Consider the following 18,072-nt stretch of genomic DNA (forward strand, 5'->3'; position numbering starts at 1 on the left):
AAATCGCGCCTATCATATCCAAGAGTGTCAATTAACTTAAGGCCCAAGGTGCAAATGAAACGATCTGCTTTCTTCATCTCCGATGGCACCGGCATTACCGCCGAAACCCTGGGTCAAAGCCTCTTGGCGCAGTTCGAAAACATTACCTTCAGCAAGTTCACGCGTCCGTACATCGACAGCGTGGAAAAAGCGCGAGCCATGGTACAACAAATCAACAAAGCCGCTGAAACCGACGGCTTTCGTCCGATCATCTTCGACACCATCGTCAATCAGGACATTCGTGAGATTCTCGCAACGTCCAATGGTTTCATGATCGACATTTTCTCGACCTTTCTCGCGCCGCTCGAACAGGAGCTGACCGAGCATTCGTCCTACACCGTCGGCAAGTCGCACTCCATCGGGCACAACTCCAATTACATGGAGCGCATCGAGGCGGTGAACTTCGCCCTCGACAACGATGACGGCGCACGCACCCACTATTACGACAAAGCCGATCTGATACTAGTAGGCGTGTCGCGATGCGGCAAAACCCCGACGTGTCTGTACATGGCGATGCAGTTCGGCATCCGCGCGGCCAACTATCCGCTGACCGAAGACGACATGGAACGCCTGACCCTGCCCACCGCCCTGCGCGCCCACCAGCACAAGCTGTTCGGCCTGACCATCGACCCGGACCGCCTCACCGCGATCCGCAACGAGCGCAAGCCCAACAGCCGTTATTCGAGCTACGCCCAGTGCGAATTCGAAGTGCGCGAAGTGGAAAACCTGTTCCGTCGCGAGAACATCCCGCACATCAACTCGACGCATTTCTCCGTGGAAGAGATCTCGGCGAAGATCCTTGTCGAGAAAGGGGTTGAGCGGCGGTTCAAGTAGTTACTCATAGCCTGATCTGGCGCCTTCGCGAGCAGGCTCGCTCCTACAGGGTTTTGTGGTGAATGCAAATTTTGCAGACACACCCGAAACCTGTGGCAGCGGGCTTGCTCGCGAAGAACGATCACACGGTTTCCGTCAATGCCTTGGCCAGGGCTTCGAAGCCTGCAAGCAACAACTGGTCATCCCCCACCGGGTTGCACACACTCACCCGAATGCATTGCGGCACCGCCCCATGCCCGACCGCAAACGCCTCGGCGGTGGCCACCAGATAGTTGTTCTCTTTCAGTTCCGCCGCAATCTGCGACGCGCGCCACAGCTCAGGCACTTGCACCCAGAAATGCGGACTGTAAGGGTGAGTGTTGTAATTCAACTCCTGCACGACTGGCGCCACCAAAGCCTTGCGCCGAGTGATTTCGCTGATCTGTTCATCCAGCAAGCGCTCGGCCATGCCGCTTTCGATCCATAGGCTCGCCACCTCCATCGAGAGCGGATTGGCCATCCAGCACGTGGCGCGAATGGCTGCGCTCAGCCGCCCGATCAGCGCCTGTGGCGCGTGCAGATAACCCACGCGCAACCCGGCCGACACCGCTTTGCTCAAGCTGCCGATCAGCACTGAGCGTTCCGCTGCGAAATCACTCAGCGGCAGCGGCCGCTGGCGGTCGAGCACGGCGTGCGCTTCGTCTTCGATGATCAGCAGATTGTGTTCGCGACAGAGCCCGGCGATCGCCTTACGCCGTGGGACCGACATCACGGCGGCCGTAGGATTCTGGATCGTCGGCGTGCAATACAGCGCGCTAACCCGGTGCTGACGGCAAATGTCCTCCAATGCCGAGGGCAGAAGTCCTTCGTCGTCCATCGCGACGCCGATAAGCTTTATCCCGAGCTGACGTGTGACGCTGATCAATCCGGGGTAGGACAAATGCTCGGTGACCAGCGTGTCGCCTGCCTTGAGTAAGCCCATCAACGCGCACAGCAAACCGTGCTGACCGCCGTTGACGCACAGCACCTGATCGGCGTGCGGCACAAAATCGCCATGACGCAACCAGACAGCGCCCGCCAACCGATGCCGTGCCAAACCACTTTCGGCGGTGTAGCCGGTCAATTGCCGCAAGACGTCCGGATCGGTAGCCAGATCCTTCAGCGACTGGCTCATGAACGCCGCTTCCTGACCCGGTATCGGTTGGTTCCGGCTCATGTCGAAATACGCCAGCGGCTCGTCGCTGACGTTGCGAAAGCCTTTGTCCTGGGGCCGTTCCATCCCGCGCTCACGCACATACGTGCCATCTCCTACACGGGCCACGACCAAACCGACACGCTCAAGCTCGCCATAAGCACGGCTGACCGTTCCGATGGTGACGCCGAGACTGTCGGCCAATAGCCGGTGCGGTGGCAGCTTGCTGCCGGCGTCGATAATGCCCTCCTCGATCGCCTGTGCGACGGCGTCGGCGAGGCGTTTGTATTTCACACCCGTGCGGTTGACAAGCCCGTCCCGCAGGATTGACACCATGGCAATACTTGCTTTGACAGTCATTAGCGCCCCGAATAGCGTGCTGAAAACAGGTTCAATCAGAGATAGACCCTTTCAACGAAGCGGTCAATCCGCACGCAGGGAGTACGCGCCATGTCGACCACTGTCAGCACACCGATCAGCATCAACAAGCCCTGGCTCGCCGGATTTATCACCAGCCTGCTGTTTCTCATCGTTTGTCTGAGCTGGGGCACCACATGGCTGGGGATCAAGATCGCGGTTGAGAGCGTGCCGCCACTCACTGCCGCAGGCCTGCGCTTTTTGATTGCCTTCCCGCTGTTCCTGAGTTTCGCGCTGTTGCGAAAGGAGCCTTTGCTGTTCCCTCGGCAAAGTCGCTGGTTCTTTGTGTTCGTCACGCTGTCGTATTTCAGCGTGCCCTACTACCTGCTCAACTACGGCGAAATCCACGTGTCATCGGGCCTGACGGCGCTGCTGTTCAGCTGCATGCCGGTGTTTATTCTGGTGTTCTCTGCGTTATTTCTGCGCGAGAAAATCTACCCTTCGCAGATGCTCGGCATTGCCATTGGTTTTGGCAGTCTGTTCATGATTATCCGCAGCCAGGGTTTGCATGTGGATAAAGCCGAATGGCTCGGCGTGCTGGCGATTCTCGGTGCAGCGGTACTGCACGCGCTGTGCTACGTGGTGACCAAAAAACACGGCAGCGCGATCAGCGTGATCACCTATAACACCTTGCCGATCGGCATCGCCGGGCTGCTGTTATTAATTGTCGGGCTGAGCTTCGAAGCGCCGCAATTTCAGAACGTGACCGCGCGCTCATGGGGCGCCCTGCTCTATCTCGGACTGGTGGCGTCGGTGGGTGGGTTCATCGTTTATTTTCTGCTGCTTAAACGCTTGAGCCCGATCATTCTGTCATTCGTGTTTATCATTTTTCCGGTGTTCGCCGTGATCATCGGCGCCTGGTATGAGGGCCAAGCGCTCTCGAAGGAGCTGATGATCTATTCGGCGATCCTGTTGAGCGGTTTTGCGATCACCAAGTTGCCGTTTGAAAAATGGTTCAGATAACCCACAGATCGACAAAGCGATTGACCGGCGTCGCCTCAAGCCGCGTCGGGTCCTTGCACAAATCGAATATTTCGCCGCTGCGCTGGGCGCTGAAGCGCGTCGCCAGATTCGCTTTGAACTTGTCCTCAAGCAGGGGGATGCCCTCTGCACGACGACGGCGGTGGCCGATCGGGTATTCCACAACGATGTTGTCGGTGCTGCTGCCGTCCTTGAAGAAAACCTGCACGGCGTTGGCAATCGAGCGCTTGTCAGCCTCCAGGTATTCACGGGTAAAACGCGGCTCTTCGACGATGAGCATCTTGTCGCGAAGCACATCAATGATCGGGTGCGCCTTGTGGAAATCATCTTCGTAATGCTCAGCAATCAGATTACCGAACGCCAGCGGTACCGCGGTCATGTATTGCAGGCAGTGGTCGCGGTCGGCGGCGTTGGCCAGCGGCCCGGCCTTGGAAATGATGCGGATCGCCGACTCGTGCGTGGTGATGACGATGCGGTCTATCTCATGCAGTCGATTGCGCACCTGAGGATGCAGCGTCACCGCTGCTTCGCAAGCCGTTTGCGCGTGAAACTCTGCGGGGAAGCTGATCTTGAACAGGACGTTTTCCATGACGTAGCTGCCGAACGGTCGCGAGAAACCGAAGGCGCGTTTGTCGTCCGGCTTCAGCGCCAGATCGTTGTTGGTGTGACTGAACGACACGTCATAGAAGCCCCACTGCCTGGCGCTCAGCACACCGGGAATGCCCATCTCGCCACACATCGCAATGTCGGCCAGACGCACTCCCCGACTGGTCGCATCGCCCGCCGCCCAGGATTTTCGCGAGCCGGCGTTTGGCGCGTGGCGATAGGTACGCAGTGCCTGCCCGTCGGCGAACGCGTGGGACAAGGCCGATAAAAGCTGCTCGCGATTGGCGCCCATCAGTTTGGCAGTGACGGCGGTCGAGGCGACTTTCACCAGAATGACGTGGTCGAGTCCTACGCGATTGAAGGAGTTTTCCAAGGCAATCACGCCCTGAATCTCGTGCGCCATGATCATCGCTTCCAGCACATCGCGCACTGTCAGCGGCGCTTCACCCTTGGCCAGGCGTTTTTGCGACAGGTGATCGGCCACCGCAAGAATTGCACCGAGGTTGTCCGAAGGATGCCCCCACTCGGCGGCGAGCCACGTGTCGTTGTAGTCGAGCCAGCGGACGATGCAGCCGATGTCCCATGCGGCCTTCACCGGATCCAGACGATACGGCGTGCCGGGAACCCGTGCGCCATGAGGCACCACGGTGCCTTCAACCATCGGGCCCAGCAGTTTGGTGCATTCTGGAAAACGCAGCGCCAGCAGGCCGCAGCCCAGCGTGTCCATCAGGCAGTGGCGGGCGGTGGTCAGCGCTTCGCTGGATTCGGGTTTAAAAGTCAGAACGTAGTCGGCGATGTCCTGCAGGACACGGTCGTAATCGGGGCGGTTGTTCAGGTCGACGTTGGCGCTCATGTTCGATTCACTCGTGAAGTGGTTCGTTGATGGGACCTCGGTTCAGGGCTATTTTTTTATGGTTGAAATGCAATCGACTGTAGGAGTGAGCCTGCTCGCGATGGCGGCGTGTCAGACAACACTGATGCTGAATGTCAGTCCGCTATCGCGAGCAGGCTCACTCCTACAGTTTGTTCGGTGTTGTATCAGAAACAATCGCCGGGGATGCGCACGAAGCCTTCCATCAGAACACGCGCGCTACGGCTCATGATGGCTTTTTTCACCACCCACTCGCCGTTCTCCAGCGTCGCTTCAGCGCCGACGCGCAACGTCCCGGACGGATGGCCGAAACGCACGGCATTGCGTTCAACGCCACCAGCCGCCAGGTTCACCAGGGTTCCGGAAATTGCCGCCGCCGTGCCGATCGCCACCGCCGCCGTGCCCATCATCGCGTGGTGCAGTTTGCCCATCGACAACGCGCGCACCAGCAGATCGACATCACCCGCGGCAATCGCTTTACCGCTCGACGCTACGTAATCCGCAGGCTTGGCCACGAACGCGACTTTCGGCGTGTGCTGGCGCTTCGCTGCTTCTTCCAGGTTAGAGATCAGGCCCATGCGCAACGCACCATAGGCGCGGATGGTCTCGAACATCAGCAGCGCTTTCGGATCGCCGTTGATCGCGCCTTGCAACTCGGTGCCGGTGTAACCGATGTCTTCGGCGTTGACGAAAATCGTCGGAATCCCGGCATTGATCATGGTCGCCTTGAACGTACCCACCCCCGGCACTTCCAGCTCATCGACCAGATTGCCGGTAGGGAACATCGAGCCACCGCCGCCCTCTTCTTCCGCCGCCGGGTCCATGAACTCAACCTGTACTTCGGCCGCCGGAAAAGTCACGCCGTCGAGTTCGAAATCACCGGTTTCCTGCACTTCGCCGTGGGTGATCGGCACGTGGGCAATGATCGTTTTGCCGATGTTGGCCTGCCACACGCGCACCACGGCGACACCGTTGTGCGGAATGCGGCTGGCATCGACCAGACCGTTGCTGATGGCAAACGAGCCGACCGCCGCCGAGAGGTTGCCGCAGTTGCCGCTCCAGTCGACGAACGGCTTGTCGATAGAGACCTGGCCGAACAGGTAATCGACGTCGTGATCGGCGCGGGTACTTTTCGACAGGATTACGGTTTTGCTGGTGCTCGATGTTGCGCCGCCCATGCCGTCGATCTGCTTGTCGTACGGGTCGGGACTGCCAATCACCCGCAGCAGCAGCGCGTCGCGGGCGGGGCCTGGAACCTGCGCCGCTTCGGGCAGATCTTTGAGGCTGAAGAACACACCTTTGCTGGTGCCGCCGCGCATGTAAGTGGCGGGAATTTTGATCTGCGGTGCGAAATTAGCTGCGTGAGCCATGATTGCTCCTTCAAAGCGGCCAGAGGACTCATCATCCCTTGGCCACTGAACCTATTTAAACAGCCACCGCCGAACCCTCGAGGAAGTCCTGGGCAAAGCGCTGCAACACGCCGCCGGCCTCGTAGATCGACACTTCTTCAGCGGTATCGAGACGGCAAGTCACCGGCACGTCTACCCGCTCGCCATTCTTGCGATGAATCACCAGCGTCAGGTCCGCGCGCGGCTCGCGCTCGCCCACCACGTCGTAGGTTTCGCTGCCATCGATGGCCAGCGTATGGCGGTCGGTGCCCGGTTTGAATTCCAGCGGCAACACGCCCATGCCCACCAGGTTGGTGCGGTGAATGCGCTCGAAGCCTTCGGCGGCAATCGCCTCGACACCGGCCAGGCGCACGCCCTTGGCCGCCCAGTCACGGGACGAACCCTGACCGTAGTCGGCGCCGGCAATGATGATCAGCGGCTGCTTGCGCTCCATGTAGGTTTCGATGGCTTCCCACATGCGCATGACCTTGCCTTCAGGCTCGACGCGGGCCAGCGAACCCTGCTTGACCTTGCCGTTTTCCACGACCATTTCGTTGAACAGTTTCGGGTTGGCGAACGTCGCGCGTTGTGCAGTCAGGTGGTCGCCACGGTGGGTGGCGTAGGAGTTGAAGTCTTCTTCCGGCAAGCCCATCTTCGCCAGGTATTCGCCGGCGGCGCTGTCGAGCATGATCGCGTTCGACGGCGACAGGTGGTCGGTGGTGATGTTGTCCGGCAGCACCGCCAGCGGACGCATGCCCTTGAGCGGACGCGCGCCGGCCAGCGCACCTTCCCAGTACGGCGGACGGCGAATATAAGTACTCATCTCGCGCCACTCATACAGCGGCGCGACTTTCGGGCCGGTGTCTTCGTGGACGGCGAACATCGGAATGTAGACCTGACGGAACTGCTCGGGCTTGACCGAGGACTTGACCACCGCATCGATTTCTTCGTCGCTCGGCCAGATGTCCTTCAGACGAATTTCCCGGCCATCGACCACGCCCAACACATCCTTCTCGATATCGAAACGGATGGTCCCGGCAATCGCGTAGGCGACCACCAGCGGCGGCGACGCGAGGAACGCCTGCTTGGCATACGGATGAATGCGGCCGTCGAAGTTGCGGTTGCCCGAGAGCACGGCGGTGGCGTACAGGTCGCGGTCGATGATTTCTTGCTGGATCACCGGGTCGAGTGCGCCGGACATGCCATTGCAGGTGGTGCAGGCAAACGCCACGACACCGAAACCGAGCTGTTCCAGTTCCGTGGTCAGCCCCGCTTCGTCAAGGTACAGCGCCACGGTTTTCGAGCCCGGTGCCAGCGAGGATTTCACCCACGGCTTGCGCGTCAGGCCGAGTTTGTTGGCATTGCGCGCCAGCAGGCCGGCGGCGATGACGTTGCGCGGGTTGCTGGTGTTGGTGCAACTGGTGATCGCCGCGATGATCACCGCACCGTCGGGCATTTGCCCTGGCACGTCATCCCACTGACCGGAGATGCCTTTGGCGGCCAGATCCGCGACCGCGACGCGCGCATGCGGGTTGCTCGGACCTGCCATGTTGCGCACCACCGAAGACAGGTCGAACGTCAGGCCGCGCTCGTATTGCGCGCCCTTCAGGCTGTCGGCCCATAGGCCGGTGAGCTTGGCGTATTGCTCGACCAGTTGAACCTGCTGATCTTCACGACCGGTGAGTTTCAGGTAATCGATGGTTTGCTGGTCGATGTAGAACATCGCCGCCGTGGCGCCGTATTCCGGGGCCATGTTGGAGATGGTCGCGCGATCGCCGAGGGTCAGCGCCGCCGCGCCTTCGCCGAAGAACTCCAGCCAGGCGCCGACGACTTTCTGTTTGCGCAGGTATTCGGTCAGCGCCAGCACCATGTCGGTGGCGGTGATGCCCGGTTGCAGCTTGCCGGTCAGCTCGACGCCAACGCTTTCTGGCAGACGCATCCACGAGGCGCGACCGAGCATCACGCTCTCGGCTTCAAGGCCGCCGACACCGATGGCAATGACGCCCAATGCATCGACATGCGGCGTGTGGCTGTCGGTGCCGACGCAGGTATCCGGGAAAGCCACACCGTCGCGCACCTGGATCACCGGCGACATTTTCTCCAGGTTGATCTGGTGCATGATGCCGTTGCCCGGCGGAATCACATCAACGTTCTTGAAGGCCTTTTTGGTCCAGTTGATGAAGTGGAAACGGTCTTCGTTGCGCCGATCTTCGATGGCGCGGTTTTTCTCGAACGCCTGGGCATCGAAACCGCCCGCCTCGACCGCCAGCGAATGGTCGACGATCAGTTGCGTCGGCACTACCGGATTGACCTGCGCCGGATCGCCGCCCTGCAAGGCAATGGCGTCACGCAGGCCGGCGAGGTCGACCAGCGCGGTCTGGCCGAGAATGTCGTGGCACACCACACGTGCCGGGAACCACGGGAAGTCGAGGTCGCGTTTGCGCTCGATCAATTGCTTGAGCGAATCGGTGAGCGTCGCCGGATCGCAGCGACGCACAAGATTTTCCGCCAACACGCGGGAGGTGTACGGCAGAGTGTCGTAGCTGCCCGGCCGGATCGCCTCGACCGCCGCGCGGGTGTCGAAGTAATCCAGCGGCGTACCGGGCAGGTTCTTGCGAAATTCTGTGTTCATCGGGTCAGGACTCGGGGCACGGTGATTTCAAAGGGTGAGCAAACACCAGACTCAGGATTCACACTGTCCCTTGTAGGAGTGAGCCTGCTCGCGATAGCGGTGTGTCAGTCAACATTGACATCAACTGAAAAGCCGTCATCGCGAGCAGGCTCACTCCTACAGGGATTTGCGGTGGTTTCAAGGATCGGGTCAGCTCACCATTCAGCGACGTTCGATTGGCACGAACTTGCGCTGGTCGACGCCGGTGTACTCGGCGCTTGGGCGGATGATGCGGTTGTTGGCGCGCTGTTCGAAAACGTGCGCGGCCCAGCCGGTCAGGCGCGAGCAGACGAAGATCGGCGTGAACAGCTTGGTCGGGATGCCCATGAAGTGGTACGCCGAGGCATGGTAGAAGTCGGCGTTGGGGAACAGTTTCTTTTGCTCCCACATGGTCTTGTCGATCGCTTCGGAAACTGCGAACAGCACCTTGTCACCGACCTCGTCGGCGAGTTTTTTCGACCAGCCCTTGATCACCTCGTTGCGCGGGTCGCTGTCCTTATAGATCGCGTGGCCAAAGCCCATGATCTTGTCTTTGCGCTCAAGCATGCCGAGGGTGCCTTTGATCGCCTCCTCGGGCGAAGAGAAGCGCTCGATCATGTCCATTGCCGCTTCGTTGGCGCCGCCATGCAACGGACCGCGCAGCGAGCCGATAGCTGCGGTGACGCAGGAATACAGGTCCGACAGGGTCGATGCGCAAACACGTGCGGTAAACGTCGAGGCGTTGAATTCATGTTCGGCGTAAAGAATCAACGACACGTTCATGACCTTGACGTGCAGTTCGCTCGGCTTCTTGTCATGTAGCAGATGCAGAAAGTGGCCGCCGATGCTCGGCTCGTCGCTCACGCAATCGATGCGCTCGCCGTCGTGGCTGAAGCGATACCAGTAGCACATGATCGCCGGGAACGCGGCGAGCAGACGATCGGTCTTGTCGCGCTGCTCGGAGAAGTCTTTCTCCGGTTCGATGTTGCCAAGAAACGAACAGCCGGTGCGCATCACGTCCATTGGATGGGCATCGGCGGGGATGCGTTCCAGCACTTCCTTGAGCGCTTGCGGCAAGTCGCGCAGCTTGCTCAGTTTGTCTTGATAGGCGGCGAGTTGCGCCTGGGTCGGCAGTTCGCCGTACAGCAGCAGGTACGCTACTTCTTCGAATTGCGCGTCGGCGGCCAGTTCGCGCACATCGTAGCCGCGGTAAGTCAGCCCGGCTCCGGCCTGGCCCACGGTGGACAATGCGGTTTGCCCGGCCACCTGGCCCCGGAGCCCGGCGCCACTGAGTACTTTTGCTTCGGCCATTGTTGTCTCCAGTTTTCTTGAATTTGTAGGGGAAACAGGTGGGAGCGAGCCTGCTCGCGAAGAGTGCATCAGGGACACCGCGTTATCGTTGGCGCCCATTCGCGAGCAGGCTCGCTCCCACAGGGGTTTGTTCAGCCTTTCTTCTGTGCAAACAACGCATCGAGCTTCTGCTCGAACGTGTGGTAATCAATACGATCGTAAAGCTCCATGCGAGTCTGCATGGTGTCGATGACATTCTGTTGCGTGCCGTCGCGGCGGATCGCGGTGTAGACGTTTTCCGCGGCCTTGTTCATCGCGCGAAACGCCGACAGCGGATACAGCACCAGCGACACGTCGGCACCAGCCAGTTGCTCGGTGGTGTACAGCGGCGTCGCGCCGAATTCGGTGATGTTGGCCAGAATCGGCGCTTTCACCCGGCTGGCGAACAGCTTGTACATCTCAAGCTCGGTAATCGCCTCGGGGAAGATCATGTCGGCGCCCGCTTCGATGCACGCCGCTGCGCGATCCAGAGCCGATTCCAGGCCTTCCACCGCCAGCGCGTCGGTGCGCGCCATGATCACAAAGCTGTCGTCGGTGCGCGCATCGACCGCGGCTTTGATGCGATCGACCATTTCCTGCTGGCTGACGATCTCTTTGTTCGGGCGATGGCCACAGCGCTTGGCGCCGACCTGATCTTCAATATGAATCGCCGCCGCGCCGAACTTGATCATCGATTTGACGGTGCGCGCGACGTTGAACGCTGACGAGCCGAAACCGGTGTCGACGTCCACCAGCAGCGGCAGGTCGCAGACATCGGTGATGCGCCGCACGTCCGTCAAGACGTCATCGAGACCGGTAATCCCCAGATCCGGCACGCCGAGCGAACCTGCGGCCACCCCGCCACCGGACAGGTAAATCGCCTTGAAACCGGCGCGCTTGGCCAGCAGCGCGTGGTTGGCGTTGATCGCACCGACCACTTGCAATGGATGCTCGCTGGCGACCGCATCGCGGAAACGCTGGCCTGGCGTGTTCAGTCTGGAACTCATGACTCACCTCGTTCAGTGGCTGTCTTATTGTGGGCACCGTCCTGGTAATGACGGGCGATGTTGCGTTTCGAGGCGCCGATATGGCGGCGCATCAGCAATTCGGCGAGTTCGCCGTCACGGTCGGCGATGGCATCGAGAATCCGGTGATGTTCAGCGAACGCCTGACGCGGGCGGTTCGGCGTGGTGGAAAACTGAATGCGGTACATGCGCACCAGTTGGTACAGCTCACCGCAAAGCATCTGCGTCAGCGTGCGATTACCGCTGCCCTGGATGATCCGGTAGTGGAAGTCGAAATCGCCTTCCTGCTGGTAGTAGCCGACACCGGCCTGAAACGCTGCGTCGCGCTCGTGGGTTTCCAGTACCCGGCGCAGCTCATCGATTTCTTCTACGCTCATGCGTTCGGCCGCCAGGCGGCACGCCATGCCTTCGAGAGATTCGCGGATTTCGTAGAGTTCGATCAATTCGGCATGGTTGAGCGACACCACCCGCGCGCCGACGTGCGGCACACGCACCAGCAGGCGCTGACCCTCCAGGCGATGAATCGCCTCACGCAACGGCCCGCGGCTGATGCCGTAGGTGCGCGCCAGCTCCGGCTCGGAAATCTTGCTGCCCGGGGCGATTTCACCTTTGACGATAGCGGCCTGAATGCGCCGGAAGACGTTTTCCGAAAGCGTCTCGGTATCTTCGCCGCTGATGACCGGGGGATCGAGTTGGTCCAGCATGATTGTCGACACCTTGATATCCAATGCGGCAAAAACTAGCTAATTAGCCCGCACCCGTCAAAGGATAAATAGGCATTGTCGACAATCGTCTAATAACCGCAGCCAACTGTTCGCTTGACCCATGTGGGAGCGAGCCTGCTCGCGAAGGCGCAATATCAGTCAGCATCTGTTTCGAATGACACACCGCCTTCGCGAGCAGGCTCGCTCCCACAGGAGTATCTGCTCAAGGGTGACGGGTCGGCGCAAGCGCTGGCGCCATAAAACCACCGTGCTAGAATGCCGCCCGCATTTGCTGGCCATTTACAGGCTTGTCATAAAAAGCTGAAAGGCACACGAAGGGACCTGCGCACGCTGTGCCAGGCGCCCCAACCGACCACGGAACGCTGCGCACCAGGATTTATGAGACTCAAGCCTTTCCCGACATTTTTCGCACTGTTTTGCCTGCCCGGCCTCGCCGCCGCGGGGGAAAAAACCGTGTATGGCCTCAACGAATACGCTTCGCTCGATGGCATCAACCTGGAAGTCGCGGCCAAACTCGACACCGGGGCGAAAACCGCCTCGCTGAGCGCCCGCGACATCAAACGCTTCAAACGCAACGGTGAGTCCTGGGTGCGCTTCTACCTGGCCATCGATGCCGCGCATTCGCACCCGATCGAACGGCCACTGGCCCGCGTCAGCAAGATCAAGCGCCGCGCCGGCGACTACGATCCGGAAGAAGGCAAGAAATACACCGCCCGTCCGGTGATCGAGCTGGATATCTGCATGGGTTCGGCCATGCGCAGCATCGAAGTGAACCTGACCGACCGAAGTGCGTTCCAATACCCGCTTTTGATTGGCTCCGAGGCGCTGAAACGCTTCGACGCGCTGGTCGACCCCAGTCTTAAATACGCTGCCGGCAAACCTGCCTGCACCATCGCCGCTCATACCGCCGAGTAATTTCCATGCGTTCTCTAACCTTCCACCTGAAAATCCTGATCGCCGTGCTGGTGCTGCTGGGCGTTTCGGTTACGGCCTATCAGATTTTCGTGCTCGGCATCCCGGTGACCGAAGACGCCACCGACGACCTGTGGAACATCGACGCCAAGGTCGAGTTCGTCGCCAGCACCAAGGACCCGGTCAAGATCCAGATGTTCGTGCCGCCGCTGAGCCGCGACTACGTCAGCCTCAACGAAAGCTTCATCTCCAATAACTACGGCGTCGCGGTCAACCGCGTCGACGGCAACCGCAAGGTGACCTGGTCGGCCCGTCGCGCCAAAGGCAACCAGACGCTCTACTACCGCCTGGTACTGACCAAGCGCTACACCGCCGAAAAATCCAAGGTCAAAGGCCCGACCTTCCGCGACAGCATGGTCATCGAAGGCCCGGAAAAAATCGCCGCCGAAGCGCTACTCGCGCCGATTCGCCAGCACTCGGCCGACGTTGAAACCTTCATTGGCGAAGCGATCAAGCGGGTCAACAACCTCAACGATGACAACGTGAAACTGCTGCTGGCCGGCGATCCGTCCACCGCGCACAAAGCGAAAATCGTCGAACTGCTGCTGTCCATCGCTCACGTACCAGTAGAAAAAGTCCACACCATCCGCCTCGTCGCCGATCAGCCGCAAATGCCGGAACTGTGGCTGCGCAGCTTTAATGGCACTGACTGGCTGTACTTCAACCCGGAAACCGGCGAACAGGGCCTGCCAACCGACCGCCTGCTGTGGTGGACTGGCGATGAAAACCTGATCACTGTCGATGGCGGCAAGAAGGCCAACGTAACGTTCAGCCTCAACAACAGCGAGATGAACGCGATTCGCCTGGCCAAGCTGACCGACGAAAACACCGACGCCAACTTCCTCGAATACTCTCTGTACGGCTTGCCGCTGCAGACCCAGCAGACGTTCATGATCATGGTGATGATCCCGATCGGCGTGCTGGTGATCCTGATCCTGCGCAACCTGATTGGCCTGCAGACCCTCGGCACGTTCACCCCGGTGCTGATCGCCTTGGCCTTCCGTGAAACGCAACTGGGCTTCGGCATTCTGCTGTTCACCGTAATCACGGCGCTGGGTCTATCGTTACGCTCCTATCTTGAGCATCTGAAGCTGCAAATGCTGCCGCGCCTGTCGGTGGTGTTGACGTTTGTCGTGGTGTTGATCGCCGCGATCAGCCTGTTCAGCCACAAGCTCGGCCTGGAACGCGGCTTGTCGGTGGCATTGTTCCCGATGGTGATTCTGACCATGACCATCGAACGCCTGTCGATTACCTGGGAAGAGCGCGGCGCCAGCCATGCGATGAAAGTGGCGATCGGCACGCTGTTCGCCGCGTCCCTGGCGCACTTGATCATGACCGTGCCGGAACTGGTGTATTTCGTCTTCACGTTCCCGGCGATCCTGCTGATTCTGGTCGGCTTCATGCTGGCGATGGGTCGCTACCGCGGCTACCGCCTGACCGAACTGGTGCGGTTCAAGGCTTTCCTGAAGAAGGCTGACGCCTGATGTTCGGTTTCTGGAAGACCTGGAAGGCCCTGGAAGCCCGGGGCATCATGGGCATCAATCGACGTAACGCCGACTACGTGCTCAAGTACAACAAGCGCAGTCTGTACCCGATTGTCGACGACAAGATCATCACCAAGGAACGCGCGATCGCCGCCGGCATTCACGTGCCGGAGCTGTACGGGGTGATCTCCACCGAGAAGGAAATCGACAAGCTCGGCGAGATCATCGGCGGGCGCAGCGACTTCGTGATCAAACCGGCCCAGGGCGCCGGCGGTGACGGCATCATCGTCATCGCCGACCGTTTCGAAGGCCGCTATCGCACGGTCTCGGGCAAGATCCTCGCCCATGAAGAGCTGGAGCATCACATTTCCAGCATCCTCACCGGCCTGTATTCGCTGGGCGGCCACCGCGACCGCGCACTGATCGAGTACCGCGTGACGCCGGACCAGATCTTCAAGAGCATCAGCTACGAAGGCGTGCCCGACATTCGCATCATCGTGCTGATGGGTTATCCAGTGATGGCGATGCTGCGTCTGCCGACCCGCCAGTCCGGCGGCAAGGCCAACCTGCACCAGGGCGCCATCGGCGTCGGTGTCGACCTGGCCACCGGCCTGACCCTGCGCGGCACCTGGCTGAACAACATCATCACCAAACACCCCGACACCACCAACGCAGTCGATGGTGTGCAACTGCCCTACTGGGACGGCTTCATGAAACTCGCGGCCGGCTGCTATGAGTTGTGCGGACTGGGTTACATCGGCGTCGACATGGTGCTCGATCAGGAGAAAGGTCCGCTGATTCTGGAGCTGAATGCGCGACCGGGGCTGAATATCCAGATTGCCAACGATTGTGGGCTGACCTTGCGTACCCATGCGGTTGAAGCACGGCTGGAAGAGCTGAAAGCGCGCGGCGTGAAGGAGTCGGTTGACGAGCGCGTGGCGTTTACGCAGGAGATGTTTGGGCATATTCCTGCGGTCGAGGGCTGATCCAAAACCGAGCCGCGGCCTTCGCGAGCAGGCTCACTCCCACAGGGACACGCACTCCAAATGTGGGAGCGAGCCTGCTCGCGAAGGCTGTCTCCCTGCAACACATAGCGTGACGCCTGCCCCGAATCTGCCAATCACCGACATCCCCTCTAGGAGCAATTCCTACAGAAGACTACAATCCCCACCCCCGCCTCGATGGCCGATCTGCCCCGCCCATGTTGACCTGTTCCGTATTCCCGCTGCCCTACCGCGCCAATCCCGCTGTTTACTTCGCGGCCATTCGCAACGCCCCTGGCGCCGTGCTGCTCGACAGCGGTCGGCCGAGTGCCGACCGGGGCCGTTATGACCTGCTCAGCGCCTGGCCGCTGGAACAATTGGCGGTGCTGCAGGACGAAGGCGGCGCGCATTTTCTGCAACGTCTGCGCGACAACCTCGGCCGTTTGGGCGAAGCGCAATTGCCGGTTGAATACGAGTTACCGTTCGCCGGCGGCCTGATCGGTTATCTGAGCTATGACTTCGGGCGGCATCTGGAACACTTGCCCAGCCAGGCGCTGGATGATCTGCAATTGCCCGATGCGCGTTTTGGCCTGTACGACTGGGCGTTAATCAGCGATCACCAGACACAAACCAGCCAATTGGTCTTTCATCCGTCGGTTGCCGCCGGTGAACAGCAGCGATTGACGGCGCTGTTCACCCAACCACGGGCTGACGCATTGACGCCGTTCAAACTGAACAAACCGATGAGCGCCGATCTCTCGGCCGACGAATACCGTCAGGCGTTCGAGCGCATTCAGCAGTACATTCAGGCCGGTGACTGCTATCAGGTCAACTTTGCCCAGCGCTTCCGCGCGCCTTGCGAGGGCGATCCATGGCTGGCTTATTGCGCCTTGCGCCAAGCCTGCCCTACACCTTTTTCTGGTTTCCAAAGCCTGCCCGACGGCGGCGCAGTGCTGAGCCTGTCGCCGGAACGCTTCGTCAAGGTCAGCCAGCGCCAGGTGGAAACCCGCCCGATCAAAGGCACCCGCCCCCGCGGCCTAACGCCAGGCGAAGACGCGGCCAACGCCGCCGAACTGCTGGCAAGCCCCAAGGATCGCGCGGAAAACCTGATGATTGTCGATCTGTTGCGCAACGACCTCGGGCGCACGTGCCGCATCGGCTCGGTACGGGTGCCGGAGTTGTTCAGTCTGGAAAGCTATCCGAATGTGCACCACTTGGTCAGCAGCGTGACCGGAGAATTGGCGGATGATCGCGACGCACTGGATTTGATTGCCGGCAGCTTCCCCGGTGGCTCGATCACCGGCGCGCCGAAAATTCGCGCCATGCAGATCATTGATGAGCTGGAGCCAACCCGGCGCGGGTTGTACTGCGGTTCGTTGCTGTATCTCGACGTACGCGGCGAGATGGACAGCTCCATCGCGATTCGCAGCCTGTTGGTCAAGGATGCGCAGGTGTGCTGCTGGGGCGGCGGCGGGATCGTTGCTGATTCGCAGTGGCAAGCCGAGTATCAGGAATCGATTACCAAAGTCCGGATTCTCCTCGACACCCTGCAAAACCTCTGACCACTTGTGGCGAGGGAGCTTGCTCCCGCTGGAGGGCGGAGCGCTCCCAAAATCTTTGCGACTGCTGCGCAGCCGAGCGGGAGCAAGCTCCCTCGCCACAAGTATCAGTTACAAGCTCTGATCGTTCCCTCGCTCTGCGTGGGAATGCAGCCTGGGACGCTCCGCGTCCCATCCAAAGCCGAACGCGGAGCGTCCGTTGAGGCATTCCCACGCGGAGCGTGGGAACGATCATCACTCCTCGACGCCCTGCAGAACCTCTGATCCCTCGCCACAAGTATCAGTTACAGGCTGAGGTCGCGGTTCGAGGCTTTGAGGAACTCCTGTTTCAGCTCGGCAAATGTATGCACCGCCGGAAACTGCGGAAATTCACGAATAACATTCTCCGGCGCATGAAACAGAATCCCCGCGTCCGCCTCACCCAGCATCGTCGTGTCGTTGTACGAATCGCCCGCTGCAATCACCCGGTAATACAGGCTCTTGAACGCCAGCACCGACTGGCGCTTGGGATCTTTCTGGCGCAACTGATAGCTGGTCACCCGCCCGGTTTCGTCAGTGATCAACCGATGGCAGAGCAAGGTCGGAAAGCCCAGTTGGCGCATCAGCGGCTGCGAGAACTCATAGAAGGTGTCCGAGAGAATCACCACCTGGAAGCGCTCGCGCAGCCAGTTGACGAATTCCACGGCGCCGTCCAGCGGCTGCAGCGTGGCGATCACTTCCTGGATGTCCGACAGTTTCAGGCCGTGTTCATCGAGAATGCGCAGACGCTGCTTCATCAGCACGTCGTAATCGGGAATGTCCCGGGTGGTGGCCTTGAGGGATTCGATTCCGGTTTTTTCGGCGAAGGCGATCCAGATTTCCGGTACCAATACCCCTTCGAGATCCAGGCAAGCAATTTCCACAAGACACTCCCGTTTGTAGTGATTATTTGAGTCGAGCGAGGCCGAACTCTAGCGCCTGCACCTGACGGGCGCAACGCACGGGACGCCCCGGGCGCGGCAGCTTTTTGTTACCATCGGCGCCATATAGAGCGCCCAG

General features: G+C 60.3%; 14 protein-coding genes. 6 read left to right on the forward strand and 8 right to left on the reverse strand.

Annotation, left to right across the window (positions count from 1 at the left end):
• Positions 1–54 precede the first annotated feature (54 nt).
• Positions 55–873, forward strand: a complete 819-nt coding sequence (ppsR, locus tag HU739_RS08730; RefSeq protein WP_016773826.1) for a posphoenolpyruvate synthetase regulatory kinase/phosphorylase PpsR — start codon at positions 55–57, stop codon at positions 871–873.
• A gap of 121 nt (positions 874–994) precedes the next feature.
• Here the strand turns inward: ppsR and HU739_RS08735 are convergent, their stop codons facing one another.
• The gene (locus HU739_RS08735) at positions 995–2,404 is read right to left on the reverse strand and encodes an aminotransferase-like domain-containing protein (protein ID WP_186551576.1); all 1,410 of its coding nucleotides are present in this window, start codon (positions 2,402–2,404) and stop codon (positions 995–997) included.
• 90 nt (positions 2,405–2,494) lie between these two features.
• On the opposite strand from HU739_RS08735, the gene HU739_RS08740 reads away from it, so the two are divergent.
• On the forward strand, positions 2,495–3,424 hold the full coding sequence (locus HU739_RS08740) for a DMT family transporter (RefSeq protein ID WP_186551577.1): 930 nt from the start codon (positions 2,495–2,497) through the stop codon (positions 3,422–3,424).
• Here HU739_RS08740 and prpD read toward each other — a convergent pair.
• The 6 genes from prpD to HU739_RS08770 form a co-directional block, all read right to left on the reverse strand.
• Positions 3,417–4,901: a 2-methylcitrate dehydratase gene (gene prpD, locus HU739_RS08745; protein ID WP_186551578.1), complete on the reverse strand. Its 1,485-nt coding sequence runs from the start codon at positions 4,899–4,901 to the stop codon at positions 3,417–3,419. The genes HU739_RS08740 and prpD overlap by 8 nt on opposite strands.
• A gap of 185 nt (positions 4,902–5,086) precedes the next feature.
• Positions 5,087–6,289, reverse strand: coding sequence for a 2-methylaconitate cis-trans isomerase PrpF (prpF, locus tag HU739_RS08750; RefSeq protein WP_186551579.1), 1,203 nt, complete (start codon positions 6,287–6,289; stop codon positions 5,087–5,089).
• Positions 6,290–6,344: 55 nt separating this feature from the next.
• Positions 6,345–8,939, reverse strand: a complete 2,595-nt coding sequence (gene acnD / locus HU739_RS08755) for a Fe/S-dependent 2-methylisocitrate dehydratase AcnD (protein ID WP_186551580.1) — start codon at positions 8,937–8,939, stop codon at positions 6,345–6,347.
• Positions 8,940–9,140: 201 nt separating this feature from the next.
• A complete protein-coding gene (gene prpC, locus HU739_RS08760; protein WP_186551581.1) occupies positions 9,141–10,268 on the reverse strand; it encodes a bifunctional 2-methylcitrate synthase/citrate synthase in 1,128 nt (375 codons plus the stop codon).
• A 131-nt stretch (positions 10,269–10,399) separates the two neighbouring features.
• Positions 10,400–11,293, reverse strand: coding sequence for a methylisocitrate lyase (gene prpB / locus HU739_RS08765; RefSeq protein WP_186551582.1), 894 nt, complete (start codon positions 11,291–11,293; stop codon positions 10,400–10,402).
• Complete coding sequence (locus tag HU739_RS08770; RefSeq protein WP_186551606.1) at positions 11,290–12,012, reverse strand: GntR family transcriptional regulator; 723 nt, start codon at positions 12,010–12,012, stop codon at positions 11,290–11,292. Before HU739_RS08770 ends, prpB begins: the two co-directional genes overlap by 4 nt.
• Before the next feature lie 402 nt (positions 12,013–12,414).
• Between HU739_RS08770 and rloA the strand changes: the two genes are divergently transcribed.
• From rloA to pabB, 4 genes are all read left to right on the forward strand, one after another.
• Positions 12,415–12,951 carry a retropepsin-like aspartic peptidase RloA gene (gene rloA / locus HU739_RS08775; protein ID WP_016983749.1) on the forward strand — a complete coding sequence of 179 codons (537 nt, stop codon included), beginning with the start codon at positions 12,415–12,417 and terminating at the stop codon, positions 12,949–12,951.
• 5 nt (positions 12,952–12,956) lie between these two features.
• Positions 12,957–14,492, forward strand: coding sequence for an osmotic stress tolerance membrane protein RloB (rloB, locus tag HU739_RS08780; RefSeq protein WP_186551583.1), 1,536 nt, complete (start codon positions 12,957–12,959; stop codon positions 14,490–14,492).
• Complete coding sequence (locus HU739_RS08785; RefSeq protein ID WP_186551584.1) at positions 14,492–15,478, forward strand: alpha-L-glutamate ligase-like protein; 987 nt, start codon at positions 14,492–14,494, stop codon at positions 15,476–15,478. The genes rloB and HU739_RS08785 overlap by 1 nt, the downstream gene beginning before the upstream one ends.
• Before the next feature lie 215 nt (positions 15,479–15,693).
• On the forward strand, positions 15,694–17,037 hold the full coding sequence (gene pabB, locus HU739_RS08790) for an aminodeoxychorismate synthase component I (protein ID WP_186551585.1): 1,344 nt from the start codon (positions 15,694–15,696) through the stop codon (positions 17,035–17,037).
• Positions 17,038–17,318: 281 nt separating this feature from the next.
• Here pabB and thrH read toward each other — a convergent pair whose 3' ends face one another.
• A complete protein-coding gene (thrH, locus tag HU739_RS08795) occupies positions 17,319–17,936 on the reverse strand; it encodes a bifunctional phosphoserine phosphatase/homoserine phosphotransferase ThrH (protein WP_186551586.1) in 618 nt (205 codons plus the stop codon).
• Positions 17,937–18,072: the final 136 nt, after the last annotated feature.

This window comes from Pseudomonas hamedanensis, assembly GCF_014268595.2.
Classification (GTDB): Bacteria; Pseudomonadota; Gammaproteobacteria; order Pseudomonadales; family Pseudomonadaceae; genus Aquipseudomonas; species Aquipseudomonas hamedanensis.

Excerpts from the sequence above, each read along its gene's own strand:
- pabB (WP_186551585.1), top strand. The coding sequence starts at position 15,694 with ATGTTGACCTGTTCCGTATTCCCGCTGCCCTACCGCGCCAATCCCGCT.
- prpF (WP_186551579.1), bottom strand. The coding sequence starts at position 6,289 with ATGGCTCACGCAGCTAATTTCGCACCGCAGATCAAAATTCCCGCCACT.
- prpB (WP_186551582.1), bottom strand. The coding sequence starts at position 11,293 with ATGAGTTCCAGACTGAACACGCCAGGCCAGCGTTTCCGCGATGCGGTC.
- HU739_RS08735 (WP_186551576.1), bottom strand. The coding sequence starts at position 2,404 with ATGACTGTCAAAGCAAGTATTGCCATGGTGTCAATCCTGCGGGACGGG.
- acnD (WP_186551580.1), bottom strand. The coding sequence starts at position 8,939 with ATGAACACAGAATTTCGCAAGAACCTGCCCGGTACGCCGCTGGATTAC.
- ppsR (WP_016773826.1), top strand. The coding sequence starts at position 55 with ATGAAACGATCTGCTTTCTTCATCTCCGATGGCACCGGCATTACCGCC.
- HU739_RS08740 (WP_186551577.1), top strand. The coding sequence starts at position 2,495 with ATGTCGACCACTGTCAGCACACCGATCAGCATCAACAAGCCCTGGCTC.
- rloA (WP_016983749.1), top strand. The coding sequence starts at position 12,415 with ATGAGACTCAAGCCTTTCCCGACATTTTTCGCACTGTTTTGCCTGCCC.
- HU739_RS08785 (WP_186551584.1), top strand. The coding sequence starts at position 14,492 with ATGTTCGGTTTCTGGAAGACCTGGAAGGCCCTGGAAGCCCGGGGCATC.
- prpC (WP_186551581.1), bottom strand. The coding sequence starts at position 10,268 with ATGGCCGAAGCAAAAGTACTCAGTGGCGCCGGGCTCCGGGGCCAGGTG.
- prpD (WP_186551578.1), bottom strand. The coding sequence starts at position 4,901 with ATGAGCGCCAACGTCGACCTGAACAACCGCCCCGATTACGACCGTGTC.
- rloB (WP_186551583.1), top strand. The coding sequence starts at position 12,957 with ATGCGTTCTCTAACCTTCCACCTGAAAATCCTGATCGCCGTGCTGGTG.